We start from the raw sequence: 14,850 nt of genomic DNA, 5'->3' as shown, positions 1-14,850 counted from the left end.
CCGGAGATCTGGTCGAGCAACGCCTCGATCTGCGAGCCATCTTCGACATCATGGGCCGTCAGCTCTGAGGCGAGCATCTGCCCAGTGCTTGCATCGATCCCGATGTGCAGCTTGCGCCAAGATCGGCGTCTGCGGGTGCCATGCTTCTCGACCAGCCATTCGCCGGATCCACACAGCCGCAGCCCTGTGCTGTCCACCAACAGATGCATCGGCCCGGTGCGTGAGATTGATCTTGGCACCTCGAGGGTCTCGGCGCGACGGCTGAGGGTCGAATGATCCGGCACCGCCAGATCCAGACCGAGGAGCTGAAGGATCGAGCCAATCAGGCCTTCCGTCTGACGCAGCGCCAACCGGAACACTGCCCGGAGCGTCAGGGCTGTCCTGATCGCCAGTGCCGAATAATGCGGCTGACCGCCCCGTGTGGTGCGGGGCTCCGCGCGCCAGTCGGCGATCGCTTCCTCAGAAAACCAAACGGTGAGACTGCCCCTCTGACGCAGGCTGGCGTCGTACTCCGCCCAATTTGTCACCCGGTGCCGCTGCTTAGGGATACGGTGACGGCGAGCGGCATTGGCTTTGAACGGCACGGCAGAAATCCGACTGAAAGGGCGCAGGCCTCCTATGTCACCCCGTGCCGGTTACCAACTCGCTCATCCGTGCAACAAAGCCTTCCTGACAGGGCAGCCCTCAGGATCGCGCGACTTGTCAGGACAACGAGCGACGCCAATTCCTTTGATCGCGCTGCTTCAAGCGATGGACTGGCTTTGGCGCGGCGTCTGTTCTTCTTGGCGCTGTAATTCCACAGACCTGCACACCCCTAGACGATGCCCCGGGCGCGGTAACGGGTGCGGCCGGTGAGTTCGCGTGGCAGCGCGCCGCCGAGCTGGGCCAGCATCAGATCGATCGCCTTGGGCGTGACCTGCAAGAGCTTGGCGCCAAGCGGCACCGTCACCAGCGGGCGCGACAGGAACAGCTCGACCAGCTCCGGCAGCCTGGAGCTGCTGCGGCACTTGTCCGTCACGCGCCTCATCAGCTCACGAGCAAGGATCAGCCGGTCGAGATCCCGGTTGGCGATGGCAAGCGCTTCCTCAAGCACCTGGCAGAAGCCCTCCAGCTTCTCGCGCGCGCCTTCCCGGCCCTGCGGCCTCAACTTCGATTGCTTGAAGCCAGCGGCGAGCGGCAGCAGATGGGAGGTCAGGCCGCGCGCCCGCAGGATGGCGGCGGCCATGATCAGGCCGAGCCACGGCAGGCGGGTGTAGAGGTTGAGATCGAGCCAGGCATTCCACGCCACCGCCGCGGCGGCGATCGCGGGCCAGTGCGAGGTCCTCTTTACCACATCGAGCCACAGGTCCTCGGCCTCGGCCTCATCCTGATCGGGGTCATAGACCAGATGCGAGCGGCGTTTCGGCAGCGGGGTTTCGCCGGCGAGCACCTGGCTGGTGCGCTCGAGCAGAGCGTCGATCTCGGCAAAATGCGCCCGCCATGGGTCGGCATCATTGGCGAAGGGCGGATAGGCCTCGTCATCTTCCGGATCCGGCTTGCCCCTTGTTGGCTTGTGAGCGCCCTCCCCGCGCACGGGGCCGATGCCGCGCAGAGCCGCAAGACCATCGATCGAGAGCGGCCACGGGGCCGGTCGGGCCAGGGCGGTGCGCCGGGCCCGCAGGGCGGCGGCGGCGCGGGTGAGCTCGCGGGTGGGATGGCGCACGTCCATGCCGGCATCGTGCAGCACCAGGTCGCCGACATCGACCAAGTGGCCGTCGAGGATCAGCGCCCGCACAGCCTCGGTCATGTCGCAGCGGGACTGCCAGCCGGCGGCCAGGCCGGAGGCTTCCAGCCGGGCATCGAAGCGCAGGACGCTGATCGTGATCTGCTCGAGCTGGCCGGCGACAGCCTCCCACGGCAGCTCCGGCAGGTCATAGGGGGCGGAACAAGATCTGTGCCTATTGATACGCTAAGGTAGAACGGATCAGGAATTCGCCTTTCCGCTCCTTGACGATCCATCGTCCGGCGCCGAGCGCACTTACTGGGAGGTAGCAGCCCGGCGCTCTCAGCGATTAGCCGGAACCCTGCTGGTAACGATACCCAGAACGTAGCGTGTGGATACGCAGGGTAGCAGCAGTACGGGGTTCGTGGATCTCGCACCAATATCCGGCTCCTCAGGAGCGATTGAGCCAATAATTGGTCTTGTGCTGACCCCAACCCGGGACGCTAAAGATCAAATTCGGTGCAGGTCAGCTTGAGAGTGGCTTGGCGAGGGTTGCCCGCACCAGCTTGTCTAGCTCCTCAACCCGCTGCGTCTGATCGTGAAGCAAGCCTTCGAGATGCTCGACGCGAATGCGGTCAAGCTTGTCGTGGAGGGCCATGATCTCAACCTCGGCCTTCAGGTTAACCTCATAATCCAGGCTCGCGGCCAACCGGTCCCTGGCGGCCTGGCGGTTCTGAGACATCAGGATTACAGGGGCTTGGAGCGCGGCGACCATTGACAGGATCAAGTTCAGGAAAATGTAAGGGTATGGATCAAAGCCTCCGCCGAGGCGGGCCAAGGCAAGGCTGTTCACGACAACCCATGCGATGAGCATCCCCGTGAAGATCGTGATGAAGGTCCAGGAGCCGCCAAATTGAGCGACCCGATCCGCGAGGCGTTCGCCCAAGGTCTGCTGTTCTTCGAGAACACTGTTTACATTTCGGGCTATATGCGAACGCTTGGCAATATGGAGGATTACCCGCTGCTCGCGTTCAGACAGCCGTGTTACCCCGCTGTCGAGCAATTGGCGAGCGAGTTGCGTTACCTCGTCCATCAGCGCCCTCCGCTGTCACTCTGGTTAGAGACTTGCAGTCTACTCTAGCCATAAGCGCTGGAGGAGGCTTGCCATTCGAGTCTATGGCACATCCCAGGGCGATCGCCCCCTATTGAACACCGAGACCCGTGCCTCTCATCAACACATCGGGTCAACACATCGGGCGGCTGCTGCCTGCTTGCCAGGTGCATCAATCGGACCCGCTGGACACATCATCTATGCAAGAGCCAAGAGATCAGGGAAGGATAGCCACCTGTTTCCCATGTTTCCGACCGTTTAGGTCAGATGCAAAACCCGCGCAATCGCTCCAATCATGCTGAAGTAGACCTGTTTTGAGATAGTCATATATTTTTGTCTACTAAGCGCGTATACTTCGATAAAACTAGGAGGGCAGCATGATTCAGAGAATCAGGTCCTAAATTTCTTATGAAAACGAAGCGATCCTCGTTGCGGCTCTGGCCTTCCTGTTCTGCGGAGCCGTGATCTTGGGATTCATGTGATGCTTTCCCAGGCGCTGATTTCACTCCTTCTGATCGCTGGCATTCTCGCCGTCTTCACGCTGGCGCTCCGCTCCCATGGGTGAGAGAACCCTGATCGCGAACGCGGGTCCGTGCAATATCGCTGGTGCCGCCTGTCTGTCAGGAACGACACTCAGTCCTGGCCGATTATCCTGTAGACCGCGAAGGCTCTACCGACACGACATGGGCCTGGGCAGGCCCATGAAGAGTGGTGTCCGACAATGAACAAGCGCGCATCAATCATGCAACGCCGCCTCGCCGCGATCCTCTACGCTGACGTGGCAGGCTACGTGCGCCTGATGAATGCGGATGAGACAGGAACTTTGGCCCTGCTCGACTCTCGCCGCGAGATCATGGATCGGTACATCACCCAACACGGCGGTCGAACGGCCAACACCGCAGGCGACAGTATTCTCGCTGAGTTCCCAAGCGTCGTCGATGCAGTCCAATGTGCGGTTGGCATTCAGGAAAGGATCGCCGCGGCAAACGAGGAAACACCCAAGGAACGTCGCCTCACCTTCCGGATCGGCGTCCATGTTGGAGAAGTCATGGTTCGAGACGGCGACATGTTTGGTGATGGGGTGAACATTGCCGCCCGCATGGAGAAGCTGGCACAACCGGGATTGGTCTGCCTCTCAGGAACGGCGTATGACTACGTGTCCAGGGTGCTGCCGCTGGCCTTCGACGACCTTGGGACGCAACTGGTGAAAAACCTGGATGCGCCCATCCGGGCCTATTTGGCCCATCCGTCGGATCATCCGCTATCCCGGGCGCTGCCACCGGTTCACCGCCGCAGTGAGTTCAACCTGGCGCGACGCTTCCATACCATCCTGAACCATGCTCTCGTGGACGTGACCAAGCCCGAGGGCCTGACACTGGTCGAGCCTGCGGTGCTGGCCTCCCTCCACGATGCGCCTAACATCGACGAGCGGCGACTGGCCGAGCGGATCGGTATCGACCTCGCCAGTGCCCAGCGGATGGTCCGGCACCTGGAGCTTCTCGGGTTCGTCGCCCGAACATCGGGGAAACACGGACGCGACACGCGTCTCCTCAGCCTCTCGCCAGAAGGACACGAACTCTATGCACGGTTATACCCGGCGATCCTTGCTGTGCGGGATCGGGTGATGGCTGCCCTGTCGGAGCGCGAGCGGGAGACCCTGCAAGATCTCTTGGCGCGGGTGATCAACGCCAATGAACTCACGGGCAATCGCCGCTCGGGCTGATCCTGGCGAGACCACGCGGCTGAACCGAGGGGCATCCCTCAGAGCGCTATGACGGATTGCTCCAGTGTGCTGTGATAGCGCGAGCCTTCAGGGAGATATCCCATGGCCTTTGTCATGTTTCAGTATGACCGCCCGACCGACTCGCATCGCTGGAACGATTATAACCAGCGGGTCCGGGACTGGATTGCCGAGCTTCTTCAAATCCCTGGAGCGGTGTCCTTTATGGCCTATCGCACTGCTGACGGAGCCAGCCCCGACACGATCACCCTGCTGGAGTTCCATACTGTGGAGGATGCTCGCAAGGCGCAAGCATCCGAGCAGATGCAGAGAGTTCTCGAAGGTCTCCAGTCAGTCGGCGTGGCGGCCAAGATTCTGCTGGTGGAGCGCTCCCCATTCACGCCCGAGCCATTTCACGCGTGAGACCAGAGCCGTGTGGGAGGCAAGTGAGCCGACGAAGAGTCAACCAACGGCGCAAATTGCGCCGTCAGCCGGAGCACCGAGAATTGGAATCCGACCCAGAATCCGTCGACACTGATCAGGGAAGAGCCGAAGCGGGAATCAATACTGTTCAGCATCGCGGCGGCCCGTTCGTCGCCGCAGTCGAGGCCACCCGCATGCCGATGGTGGTGACCGACCCCAGCATTGACGGCAATCCCATTGTCTATGTGAACCAATCCTTCATCGACCTGTTCGGCTACACCCGTGAGGAGGTTCTGGGCCAGAACTACTTCTTTCTGACCGGTCCCGATACCGACCCTGAGGTGGAACGGCACATCCGGGCTGCCATGCAAGCCGACGAACCTCTCACCCTTGAGGTGGCGCTTCGCGCCAAAGATGGCCGCGAGGTCTGGGCGGCACAGTTCGTCAGCCCCGTCCATGATGAGCAAGGCCGCGTTATCCAGCACTTCGCGTCGTTTTGGGACATCACCCGCCGTGTCAGAGCCGAGCGTCACACCCAGCGCCTGAACGAGGTTCTGGAGACAAGGGTCAAGGAGCGGACCCAAACGCTCCAGAATGAAGTCGACCGCAGGCGGGCTCTGGAAGCGATTTTGACGGAAAGCATCCGCGAGAAGGATCAGCTTCTGAGCCAAAGGAGCGTGTTGCTGCATGAGGTCAACCATCGGGCCAAGAACAGCATCGCCATGGCGATCTCGATGCTGCGCCTTCAGATCGGACGACAGGACAATCCCGAGGTCTCGGAAGCCTTGGAGAATGCCATCCAGCGCCTGGATCACCTCGCCCGCATTCACGAGCTTCTCTACCGGCAGGACAGCAACGACGTGCAGGCAGTCGATATGGCAGGCTACCTGACGGAGCTATGCCGGAACTTCGGCCATCTCCGGAGCCCGCAGGATCAGCGCATAGACCTCACGAGCGACGCCGATGAGATCACGTTGGATGTTGATCGCGCCATCAACGTGGCGTTGATCGCGGGGGAGGCAATCACCAACGCGCTCAAGCACGCCTTCCCCGACAAGCGGCGCGGCACCATTCGGGTCGGGCTGCACCGCCAGGGAGAGGATGTGCTCCTCTTCATTGAGGATAGCGGTGTGGGTCTTCCCGCCACACGGCGCACAGGGTCATTGGGCATGCGCCTGATCGAAGGTATGGCTCGTAGTCTTAACGGCACCCTGGCGATCGAGGGGGATCGGAGGACACGGATTCAAGTGCGGTTTCCGCTCACGTCTGAGCGCAACGATCCTGCTGGCTAGGTCAGCGGCCACACGAGCAGGATGAGCGGCACGCCGATTAGAATGACAATGACGGAGAGTGGTAACCCCAGTTTCCAGTAGTCGCCGAAGCGATAGCCGCCCGGCCCCATCACGAGTGTGTTGCACTGGTGTCCTATGGGCGTGAGGAAGTCGCAGGCTGCACCGACCGCAACCGCCATGAGAAAGGCGTCAGGTTTATAGCCAAGTTGTCCGGCAAAAGTCACCGCGATGGGAGCCATCACCAGCACCGTGGCCGCATTGTTCAGGAACGGCGTCACGGCCATGGCCGCCATCATGATCAGCGCGAGCGCTCCATAGGATGGCAGGGTGCTGGCAAGCAGCGAGAGCCATCCGGCCACGAGATCGGCCCCACCGGTCGTACGGATCCCGTCGCTGACCGGGATCAGCGCCCCGAGCATCACCAGAATGGGCCAATCGATCGCTTCGTAAGCCTCCCGGAGCGAGAGTGCCCCAAGCAAGACCACCAGGGCGGCGGCGGTGAAGAAGGCGGTGGCGACGGGCAGCACGCCAAAGGCCGTGAGCCCCATGGCGCTCGCCAGGACCACCACCGGGGCGAGACCCTGCCGGACATTGCCCAGGCGGATTTCGCGCTCGGCCAGCGGCAGACAGCCGAGTTCCTTCAGCTTGTCCGGAAGCCGGGTGAGATCGCCCTTCAGCACGAGAACGTCGCCGGTCTGCAAGGTGATGTCGCGCAGGCGCTCGGTGAATCGCTCGCCGCTGCGACTGACGGCCAGGAGATTGATGTTGAAGCGCTCGTGCAACGCCATGCGTTTAGCCGTCTGACCGATCAGCGCCGAGCTCGGCCCAACGACGGCCTCGATTCCTCCGATCTCTTCGCCTGCCCCCTTGCCTTGCGTGGGGCGGTCGTCCCCTTCGAGCTCCAGGTGAGCGCGGGCGACCGCCCGCTCAAGCGCTTCCGGATCGCCCTCAAGGAGAACAATATCGCCCTTGCGAAGGACAGCATCCGGCAGGGGTGCCATGTGCTCGGTTTTGTTCCGAACGATCCCAGTGACCAGGACCTCGTTGTCACATGCGTTTGCCAAGTCGCTGACCGTCTTCCCGATCATCGGCGAATTCGCCGCAACGCGCGCTTCCGTCATGTAGTCGGTGAGGTTGATTGCCTCGTCCATGGTCCCCGCGGCTTTGCGACCGCCTGGCAGAAGCCGGTAGCCGAAGGCGAGGAACGCCACGCCGGCCGCCGCAAGGCCGAGACCGACGGGGGCGAAATCGAACATGCCGAAAGGCTGCCCCGTCAGGTCCTCACGTACGCGAGAGACGATGATGTTGGGTGACGTGCCGACAAGGGTGATCAGACCGCCGAGCAGAGACCCGAAGGCCATCGGCATGAGAAAGCACGAGGGGGAGGCATTGGAGCGACGCGCCATCTGGAATGCCACCGGGATCATCATCGCGAGCGCGCCGATGTTCTTGACGAAAGCGGACAGAATCGTGACCACCGCCACGAGAACCACGATTTGGCCCTGCACCGAGGTGATGTAAGGCGAGACCCGATGGAGGGCCGCCCCCATCACGCCAGAGCGTGCGACGGCCGCGCTGACGACGAGCGCACTCGCGACAATGATGACGATGTCGTCCCCAAAGCCGGAGAAGGCCGCCTTTTGTGGGACAATGCCGCTGAACACCGCGGCCAGGAGAGCCAAAACAGCGACAAGGTCGTAGCGCAGCCGTCCCCAAATGAACAGAGCCATCATTCCGGCCAGTATGGCGAAGGCGAAGGTCTGGTCCTGCGTCATCGTTCTGCCTTAGACCGCGCTGCGGAGAAGGAGCCCGCGCGATTTCCTGATCCGATCCGTCCTGCTGTCCTGTTTACACCGTGCAGGGTCTCGAATCTCATCCGACCGATGCCGACGCCACAATCCCATCGTGATCGCCTATCACCGCTCATGGAGCTTTGTCCTACAGCATCTGTTGTCTTTAAATCCGCCCAAGGATCTCATATTGCTCAAAGGAAGAATGCAGAGGCATGTTCAAGCTCAGTAGAAGAGTAGTCCCATTCAATCTGGGAATTCGTGCCGCTGCCCTGTTCTCCTTCACCGAAGGCTTCAGCGGCGAAGCCATCGGTGCGCCTGTTGGCGCTCTTAGGGCCACAGTCCTGCTCCCTCTTCTGGTTGGCACCGTGTTCGCGGCGGGCCACTGTGCCGAGAGGCGTCGTGTTGGAGCGGCGAGGTGCTTCCGAACCTGATATTCTGCCGAAACCGGATCAAAAAACCATGGCTCCGATGAATGAACAGGCAGAGGATTGGCGCTCCAGCGTCGGCGAGGAGGCGGCCCGCGGCGATCCATCGGACGATCGGGCCCGCGCCCGTGAGCCTGGCCGGGGACGCGACGCCAACACCCCTGGGGAGATCCCGGCGCGGGGCTGGAAGGACATCCTCTGGCGCATGGTGCGGTCGATCCCGGAGAACCGGATCCTGTCCACGTCAGGTGGGGTCGCATTCTTTGCCCTGCTGGCGGTGTTCCCGGCAGTCGCCACAATCGTGTCGCTCTACGGGCTCTTTGCCGATACCAGCACGATCAGGGGTCACCTGTCGCTTCTCACCGGGATACTGCCCGGCGGCGTGCTGGAACTCATCGGCGAGCAGATCGGCCTCATCATCGCCCAGGACAGCGACACGCTCAGCCTTGCCTTCGTGGTGGGTTTTCTGGTGGCGCTCTGGAGCGCGAACTCGGGCGTTGCGGCCCTCTTCGATGCGCTCAATGTAGTCTATGGCGAGAAGGAGAAGCGCAGCTTGCTGCGCTTCTACGCCACGACCTTCCTGCTCACGCTTGGCATGATTGGCGTCGTGATCCTGGCCATCTGCGCGGTGGTGGTGACCCCCGTCGTGCTTACCTTCATGGGCATCGTGACCCCGGCCGGACGGCTCCTGAGCATTCTGCGCTGGCCTGCCCTGTTCGTTATCGTCTTTGCCTGGCTTGCCGTCGTCTACCGCTACGGTCCTAGCCGCCGCGATCCGAAGTGGCGCTGGGTGACCTGGGGCAGCGCCATGGCGGCCGTCCTCTGGCTGGCGGCGTCGATGCTGTTCTCCTGGTACGTCGCCAATTTCGACAGCTACAACAAGACTTATGGCTCACTCGGCGCCGGCGTTGGCTTCATGATGTGGATCTGGCTGTCGGTGGTGATCGTCCTTCTCGGGGCCGCGCTCAATGCCGAGATGGAACACCAGACTGCTAAAGACAGCACGGAAGGCCCATCCAAGCCGCTCGGATCCCGCGGCGCCAACATGGCGGATCACGTCGGCGCGTCACACGCCTGACCAACTCGCCCTGAGATCGCGTCCGGAGACAACGCTCATCCGCAGGACCCGCAAACGTCGTCGGAGGGCCGTGCCTGGATCGAGGCTGCGGGAGGATCGCGCCTGCGCTATCATGATCATGATGACCCGGTCTCGCGCTTCACTCGGTACAGATGGCGCTGGCAACTCAGCGCGGCTATTGGCGGCAGAGGTTTCTAGGCTTCAACCCACGTCGGAGTTTATCGGAAGAGCCGAGAACAGGCACGAGCTCTCTCATGTGCAGACCACCAGCGATGTCGAGTTCCTGGTGCTGGCTCAGCAGGACTGGGATCCTTGTCGGATCAGGAACCGTTCTTGGCAGGCTTTTCGGGTTTTGGCGGCCTGCCACCCTGCTTCCGTGACCGGTCGCCACTCGAAGGAGCGCCTCCCTCGTTGTCCCATTGTGAGATACCATCGTTGGGCTTGCGCTTAGGCGGGCTTGGGCGAGGTTTCGTGGTCATTGGGATGTCCCTTCTAAAGGAACGCTCTTCGTCGGGGGCTGTTAGCGCGGCTCCGGTGGCGCTCGTGCGACATGGAAACCTTGTTCAGAAAGCGCGGTTAAGATTGCTCCTGCGACAGCCACCCGCTCCTCGGTCGATAGGACAACGCCAGGATTATCGGAAGCCTTCTGCGTGTGCTGGAGGGCAAATTGGATGGCGTTGACGATGATAGAGAGCACCATGTCTTGGTCCTTCATATCAACCTCCAAGGCTGCCCTGAGAGTAACACCAGCGGTCTCCCCCTGTTCCGAAAACCGCATCTCCAGACCAGGAACGCTGAAGTTGAAGCCAAGGTCAGGGAAAGGTCCGCCGTTCAGACAATGGGAGCGCCTGATGTCGACAGCGAACGCTGTGCTCTCAGACCTCAGTCGGGCAGTTTGATGCTGTCGTCTCCGTAGCCTCGCCTTCCGTTGAGCTGCGGTCGTGGTTGCACGGCGGGAGCTGGGGCAGGCGCCAACGCACCCCAAAACTTGCGGATGATGGATTTCGTCAAACTGAGGATGTCCTGGGTCATATCTCGCTCACTTTCCTTCGTGAAGCCACGGCTCGGCTTCGTCATGCTTCCGGCAGCTTGGTGCAGGTTCCTGCCCGAACCAGGGAACCCGGAGAGGAGCCTTAACGGCCACGAGCGCGGGCGCCCAGGTCCTCGCGGAGTTCGTGCTCACGCACGATCCGGTCGTAGGACTGATCTGCGCTTCTGATCGCGTATTGCGGTTCGTCGCGCGGATCATCGAGCCTGACGATCTCATAGCCGCCTTTCCAGACCTCGGGCCGGCCGTCCTCCGCGTAAGAGACGGCCTGTCCCACAGCAAAACGGTGCAGACCCCGGAGGGGCGTTGATGAGCTCTCCTCCGGGTGCTCGGCCGGCATGAGAGGCGCTGGGCGCGGTTCTTTACCGGCAGCCTTAGCCGGAACAGGTCTGGGTGAATAGGTCACCGGCTGCGCAATCTCTACCGGCACTGTCCAATCGAGCAGCGTGCGGCCACCATCGTCCATCACACGCAGAGCATCGGTCCGCACTGGCCAGCGCCTCATTCCGGCGGGGCTCCGGGCGAATGCCAAAGCGGCGGCACCATCGGCAGCAGTAATAGGCAGAGTTCCGATGACCTCGGGAACACCGCGTCGAAACCGTTTGAACTGGATCAGGAATCTCATGGCGACCTCCTTGATGCAGAGTTGCCTCAATGAACGCCCTCGGCCAAGCTCAACCGAAGCTGCAATGCCCGTGCGGCGGCGAGTGTCTGCGGTATACGGACATGCACGTCGATCCTTAGTAAGATATGGAACTCTGCCGCCTGAATAAACAGGGCCACAAGGCGAAATAAAAACCAAATAAGCTACTTGTTTGTGTTATGCTGATTTGTGAGAATGCATAGACTTCTGATTAATTCGCGCCAAGAAAACACTATGCAGACCCCAGAGTGGCTGAGGCCTGGACTCTACGGCGCCGCCTGTGCGCTGCCGCTCTTGCACCGTCGGGTTCTCCTGGGGCGGTTGGGTGACCAGCGGAACCGTCCGCACGATAGCCTCTGATCAGTGAAAAACCGCTGTGGTCACGGCTTTGTCCCTGATCTGCGTCGATCAATCAAAGCGCGATCCCCAGCTTGCCGAGCGCATTGCTGCAATCAAGGCGCCTTGTCCTGGAGCAGAGGCGATATGGTCTTGAAGAACGGGGGCTGACGATGCCAGGCACCACGGAAGGCGCGAGCCAGGTTGCCAAAGATTGCACCGAGATGATCGCGGCTTAGGAGCAACTCATGCGTACGACACGAAAAACCATTAGTTTCGATCACCCGTTCTCACTGATGGCTGTTGATGGCTTACAGCCCGCCGGCGCATACACGATCGACATTGACGAGGAACTGATCGAGGGACTGTCGTTCCTGGCCTACCGGCGAGTTGCGACCACCATTTACCTGCCATTTCGTCAAGGGGACCACGCCTCGGTGCAGGCGGTCAGGGTCGATCCTCGGGAGTTGACAGCAGCTCACGAAGAGCCGCCCACTGGAGGCGGGGATCAGCCGCCTCTGTGGTGAACGGCCTCGCCGATTGAACCCTCATCAGCAGCCGCGAGCACCAATGCATCCGCTGGTGAGTGGCTGAGGTCATGCAAATATCAATAGCTGAGGACCCGCAGCACGGCTTGGCTTATTTACTTCCAGGAAGAAAACGAATGAAGGAAACGCAAATGGAGCCGAGCACCAATTTCACCGAGGACCAAGTAAGACAGCGCGCCTTCGAGCTTTGGAAAAAACGCGGTTGCCCAGAAGGTCACGAGGCGGAGTTTTGGCGTCAAGCCGAGCGTGAGCTGAAGGGTGAAGGAAGCGCTAGCGACATCAGTAAAAGCGTCAGCGCCAATGCTGCTTCCGCGAAGAGCGGCTCCGGATCGGACGGCCCAGGTTAGAGATCGATTTCAGAGCCATGCAGACAGGCGGTTCTGGCGGGAAAGACCGCTGCCGCAAAGTCGGCTGACGATGCCTCGATCAAAGTGAAGCCTTCCAACTTCAGCACGTTCACGCCGACTGATCGCACGCACGGATCGATCCTATTCCGATCGACGGCACATTCGATCGAGCCGGAGCATTGCTCGGCGGGCGGGTGCGCGCTGAAAGTCGTCGGGCTCGCACCTTGGGAATAGCTTTTCTAGCAAGGGTCGACGAAACCGGGTATGGTCCACTGTGGACACAGGGACATGCTCACACTCCAGAAGGGAGAAAGGCCATGGTTCCGGTCTCAACGCCACCGCAGCGCCCCCCGTTGGCACCCGTCCAGGATGATCAGCCGCCGGAACCGAATGCCGTGTCGATGGAGACCTCCGACGAGGCAGAGATGCCGCTGCCATCAAGTCCGCAGACATTCTATCTCGGTGGACTTTTCGCATTGGCCTTCCTGGCGGCGCTCTACGTGGCAAGCGCGATCGTCCTCCCTGTCGTGCTCGCCTTCGTGTTGAAGCTGCTTTTGCAACCCGCTGTGCGCCTCCTGGAGCGTATGCGTTTCCCCCGGGCCGTTGGAGCGCTCGTAGCCATCCTGCTGGTGACCGGAACGATCGTGGGTGCTGTAGCGGCCTTGTCAATCCCCGCCGCGACTTGGGCGGAAAGGTTGCCGCAGGGCATACCGCGCCTCGAAGCCCACCTGGTTGTTCTCAAGGGGCCGATCCAAGCGGTGCAGAAAGTTATCGAGCAGACCGAGCAGGCCGCCAACGCTTCCGGACCAAAGGGGGCCACCATTGCGGTTCGCCGCGATCTTGGCCTGACAAGTGCACTGTTCGCGGGAACGCGGTCCATCCTCGATGGCCTGTTTACGACCATTCTGGTGCTCTACTTTCTAATGGTATCGGGCGATCTCTTCCTTCGGCGCATGGTCGAAATCCTGCCGAAGTTCAGCGACAAGCGGCAAGCTGTCGACATCTCCCAGCAGATCGAGGAAGACATATCCGCCTATCTCGTGACGATCACGGCCATGAATGCGGCGGTGGGAGTCGCAACCGCGACCGTGATGTATCTTTGCGGGCTGGGAGATCCTCTCTTGTGGGGGGCCACAGCCTTCCTGCTCAACTATATTCCGATCTTGGGGCCGCTGTTTGGGATCGGCATCTTTCTTCTCGCCGGAATGCTGAGCTTCGACAGCTTATGGTGGGCCCTGCTGCCGCCGGCCCTCTATCTCGGCATTCACCTCGTCGAGGGCGAAACTCTGACACCCATGCTGCTGGCGCGGCGCTTCACGTTGAACCCCGTGCTGGTGATCCTGTCGCTGGTGTTCTGGTTCTGGATGTGGGGCGTGCCCGGCGCGATCTTGGCCGTTCCGATGCTGGCGATCCTGAAGATCGTCTGTGATCGGGTGCGCCCGCTGAAGGTCCTGGGACACTTCCTGGAGGGATCATAGCGGTATCGCCTTCCGCTCGCACCTCCTCCTGAGCGCCGGTGGGAGACAATTCTCCTCAATAGGTCCACGTCCTTGTCGCCGATTACAGGCCTGAGCGAGCGATACTCGCCGTTGCGCGAGCCAGCCAAAATCAATTGGACGCGGGCGTGATCGAAGTACGATGCTCCGCTTGCCACGCATGGGAGGTACTTATTGTGACGGCTTGGGTGATCTTGAAATGTGAGGGAGCCTTGGCTGGCTATCCAGCCCTATTTATGATCGCCGAACTTTCAACTGCACCCAAGCCGCCTCAGGAAATGAGAACCACAGCCTTCACGGTATTTGCGCGGAGCGCCAGGGCAAGCAAGCTCATCGGCAGCACGGTCTACACGGGTGACACATCCATCGGCCAGATCGAAGATGTGCTGGTTGATCTTGACCATGAAACCCTAGCGACAGTGATCCTCTCGGTGGGGGCTTCCTCGGCATTGGCAATAAACTCGTTGCCGTGCCGGTGCGGCCAAGTATGGAAAATCGGCCCCATCGAGGAACGATGATGGGGCTTTTGTGAGACTACGCTGAGCTTGGTTTACTTCTTGAGCGCATCTTTGACGCTGCCTACGGCATTTTGGATCTTACCCTTGGCCTGATCCATCTTGCCTTCGCTTTGGAGCTTGGAGTCGCCCGTCAGATCGCCGGCAGCCTGTTTGATCTTGCCGCCTGTGCGTGTCGCTGAGCCTTTGATGCGATTTTTGTCCATGATTCTCTCCTGAGGGCTGACGTGTATTGACGTCACCAGAAGCAAGCATTTGGAGCCGATGATCGTTCCTGTGGCATGAGCGCACCCCATGAGCCTGAAACCCAATTGAGGGAAGCCACTGCGGATGATCCTCCTAAAACGGCCACTATCCTGAACGAGACTGACGC

The 14,850-nt window shown here is 61.1% G+C and carries 15 protein-coding genes; 8 read left to right on the top strand and 7 right to left on the bottom strand.

Annotated features, from left to right (window positions below; translation table 11 throughout):
• From ACUXUR_RS21250 to ACUXUR_RS21240, 3 genes are all read right to left on the bottom strand, one after another.
• On the bottom strand, positions 1–584 hold a 584-nt coding region (locus ACUXUR_RS21250; RefSeq protein WP_445504350.1), incomplete at its 3' end, for an IS5 family transposase.
• A gap of 230 nt (positions 585–814) precedes the next feature.
• Positions 815–1,909, bottom strand: coding sequence for an RHE_PE00001 family protein (locus ACUXUR_RS21245; RefSeq protein ID WP_445504351.1), 1,095 nt, complete (start codon positions 1,907–1,909; stop codon positions 815–817).
• A gap of 319 nt (positions 1,910–2,228) precedes the next feature.
• On the bottom strand, positions 2,229–2,795 hold the full coding sequence (locus tag ACUXUR_RS21240; protein WP_445504349.1) for a DUF1003 domain-containing protein: 567 nt from the start codon (positions 2,793–2,795) through the stop codon (positions 2,229–2,231).
• A 739-nt stretch (positions 2,796–3,534) separates the two neighbouring features.
• On the opposite strand from ACUXUR_RS21240, the gene ACUXUR_RS21235 reads away from it, so the two are divergent.
• The 3 genes from ACUXUR_RS21235 to ACUXUR_RS21225 all read left to right on the top strand — a co-directional run bounded on the left by ACUXUR_RS21235 (position 3,535) and on the right by ACUXUR_RS21225 (position 6,248).
• Entirely contained in the window at positions 3,535–4,536 is a 1,002-nt protein-coding gene (locus tag ACUXUR_RS21235) for an adenylate/guanylate cyclase domain-containing protein (RefSeq protein ID WP_445504348.1), read from the top strand.
• Positions 4,537–4,638: 102 nt separating this feature from the next.
• Positions 4,639–4,956 carry a DUF1330 domain-containing protein gene (locus tag ACUXUR_RS21230; RefSeq protein WP_445504347.1) on the top strand — a complete coding sequence of 106 codons (318 nt, stop codon included), beginning with the start codon at positions 4,639–4,641 and terminating at the stop codon, positions 4,954–4,956.
• Positions 4,957–5,039: 83 nt separating this feature from the next.
• Entirely contained in the window at positions 5,040–6,248 is a 1,209-nt protein-coding gene (locus ACUXUR_RS21225) for a sensor histidine kinase (RefSeq protein ID WP_445504346.1), read from the top strand.
• Here ACUXUR_RS21225 and ACUXUR_RS21220 read toward each other — a convergent pair.
• Positions 6,245–8,023, bottom strand: a complete 1,779-nt coding sequence (locus ACUXUR_RS21220; protein ID WP_445504345.1) for an SLC13 family permease — start codon at positions 8,021–8,023, stop codon at positions 6,245–6,247. The genes ACUXUR_RS21225 and ACUXUR_RS21220 overlap by 4 nt on opposite strands.
• Before the next feature lie 477 nt (positions 8,024–8,500).
• Here ACUXUR_RS21220 and ACUXUR_RS21215 point away from each other — a divergent pair, with 477 nt between their 5' ends.
• Positions 8,501–9,544: a YihY/virulence factor BrkB family protein gene (locus tag ACUXUR_RS21215; RefSeq protein WP_445504344.1), complete on the top strand. Its 1,044-nt coding sequence runs from the start codon at positions 8,501–8,503 to the stop codon at positions 9,542–9,544.
• A gap of 520 nt (positions 9,545–10,064) precedes the next feature.
• Here ACUXUR_RS21215 and ACUXUR_RS21210 read toward each other — a convergent pair.
• Positions 10,065–10,259, bottom strand: coding sequence for a hypothetical protein (locus tag ACUXUR_RS21210; protein ID WP_445504343.1), 195 nt, complete (start codon positions 10,257–10,259; stop codon positions 10,065–10,067).
• 418 nt (positions 10,260–10,677) lie between these two features.
• Complete coding sequence (locus ACUXUR_RS21205; protein WP_445504342.1) at positions 10,678–11,217, bottom strand: hypothetical protein; 540 nt, start codon at positions 11,215–11,217, stop codon at positions 10,678–10,680.
• A 602-nt stretch (positions 11,218–11,819) separates the two neighbouring features.
• Between ACUXUR_RS21205 and ACUXUR_RS21200 the strand changes: the two genes are divergently transcribed.
• From ACUXUR_RS21200 to ACUXUR_RS21185, 4 genes are all read left to right on the top strand, one after another.
• The gene (locus ACUXUR_RS21200) at positions 11,820–12,098 is read left to right on the top strand and encodes a hypothetical protein (protein ID WP_445504341.1); all 279 of its coding nucleotides are present in this window, start codon (positions 11,820–11,822) and stop codon (positions 12,096–12,098) included.
• A 137-nt stretch (positions 12,099–12,235) separates the two neighbouring features.
• Positions 12,236–12,466, top strand: a complete 231-nt coding sequence (locus tag ACUXUR_RS21195; protein WP_445504340.1) for a DUF2934 domain-containing protein — start codon at positions 12,236–12,238, stop codon at positions 12,464–12,466.
• 317 nt (positions 12,467–12,783) lie between these two features.
• A complete protein-coding gene (locus ACUXUR_RS21190) occupies positions 12,784–13,944 on the top strand; it encodes an AI-2E family transporter (RefSeq protein ID WP_445504339.1) in 1,161 nt (386 codons plus the stop codon).
• A gap of 230 nt (positions 13,945–14,174) precedes the next feature.
• Positions 14,175–14,480, top strand: coding sequence for a PRC-barrel domain-containing protein (locus tag ACUXUR_RS21185; protein ID WP_445504338.1), 306 nt, complete (start codon positions 14,175–14,177; stop codon positions 14,478–14,480).
• Positions 14,481–14,512: 32 nt separating this feature from the next.
• On the opposite strand, the gene ACUXUR_RS21180 is transcribed toward ACUXUR_RS21185, so the two are convergent.
• On the bottom strand, positions 14,513–14,683 hold the full coding sequence (locus ACUXUR_RS21180) for a CsbD family protein (protein WP_414471391.1): 171 nt from the start codon (positions 14,681–14,683) through the stop codon (positions 14,513–14,515).
• Between the last annotated feature and the right edge of the window lie 167 nt (positions 14,684–14,850).

Source organism: Microvirga medicaginis (assembly GCF_052658925.1).
This window is presented reverse-complemented; position numbering and strand designations above follow the sequence as displayed.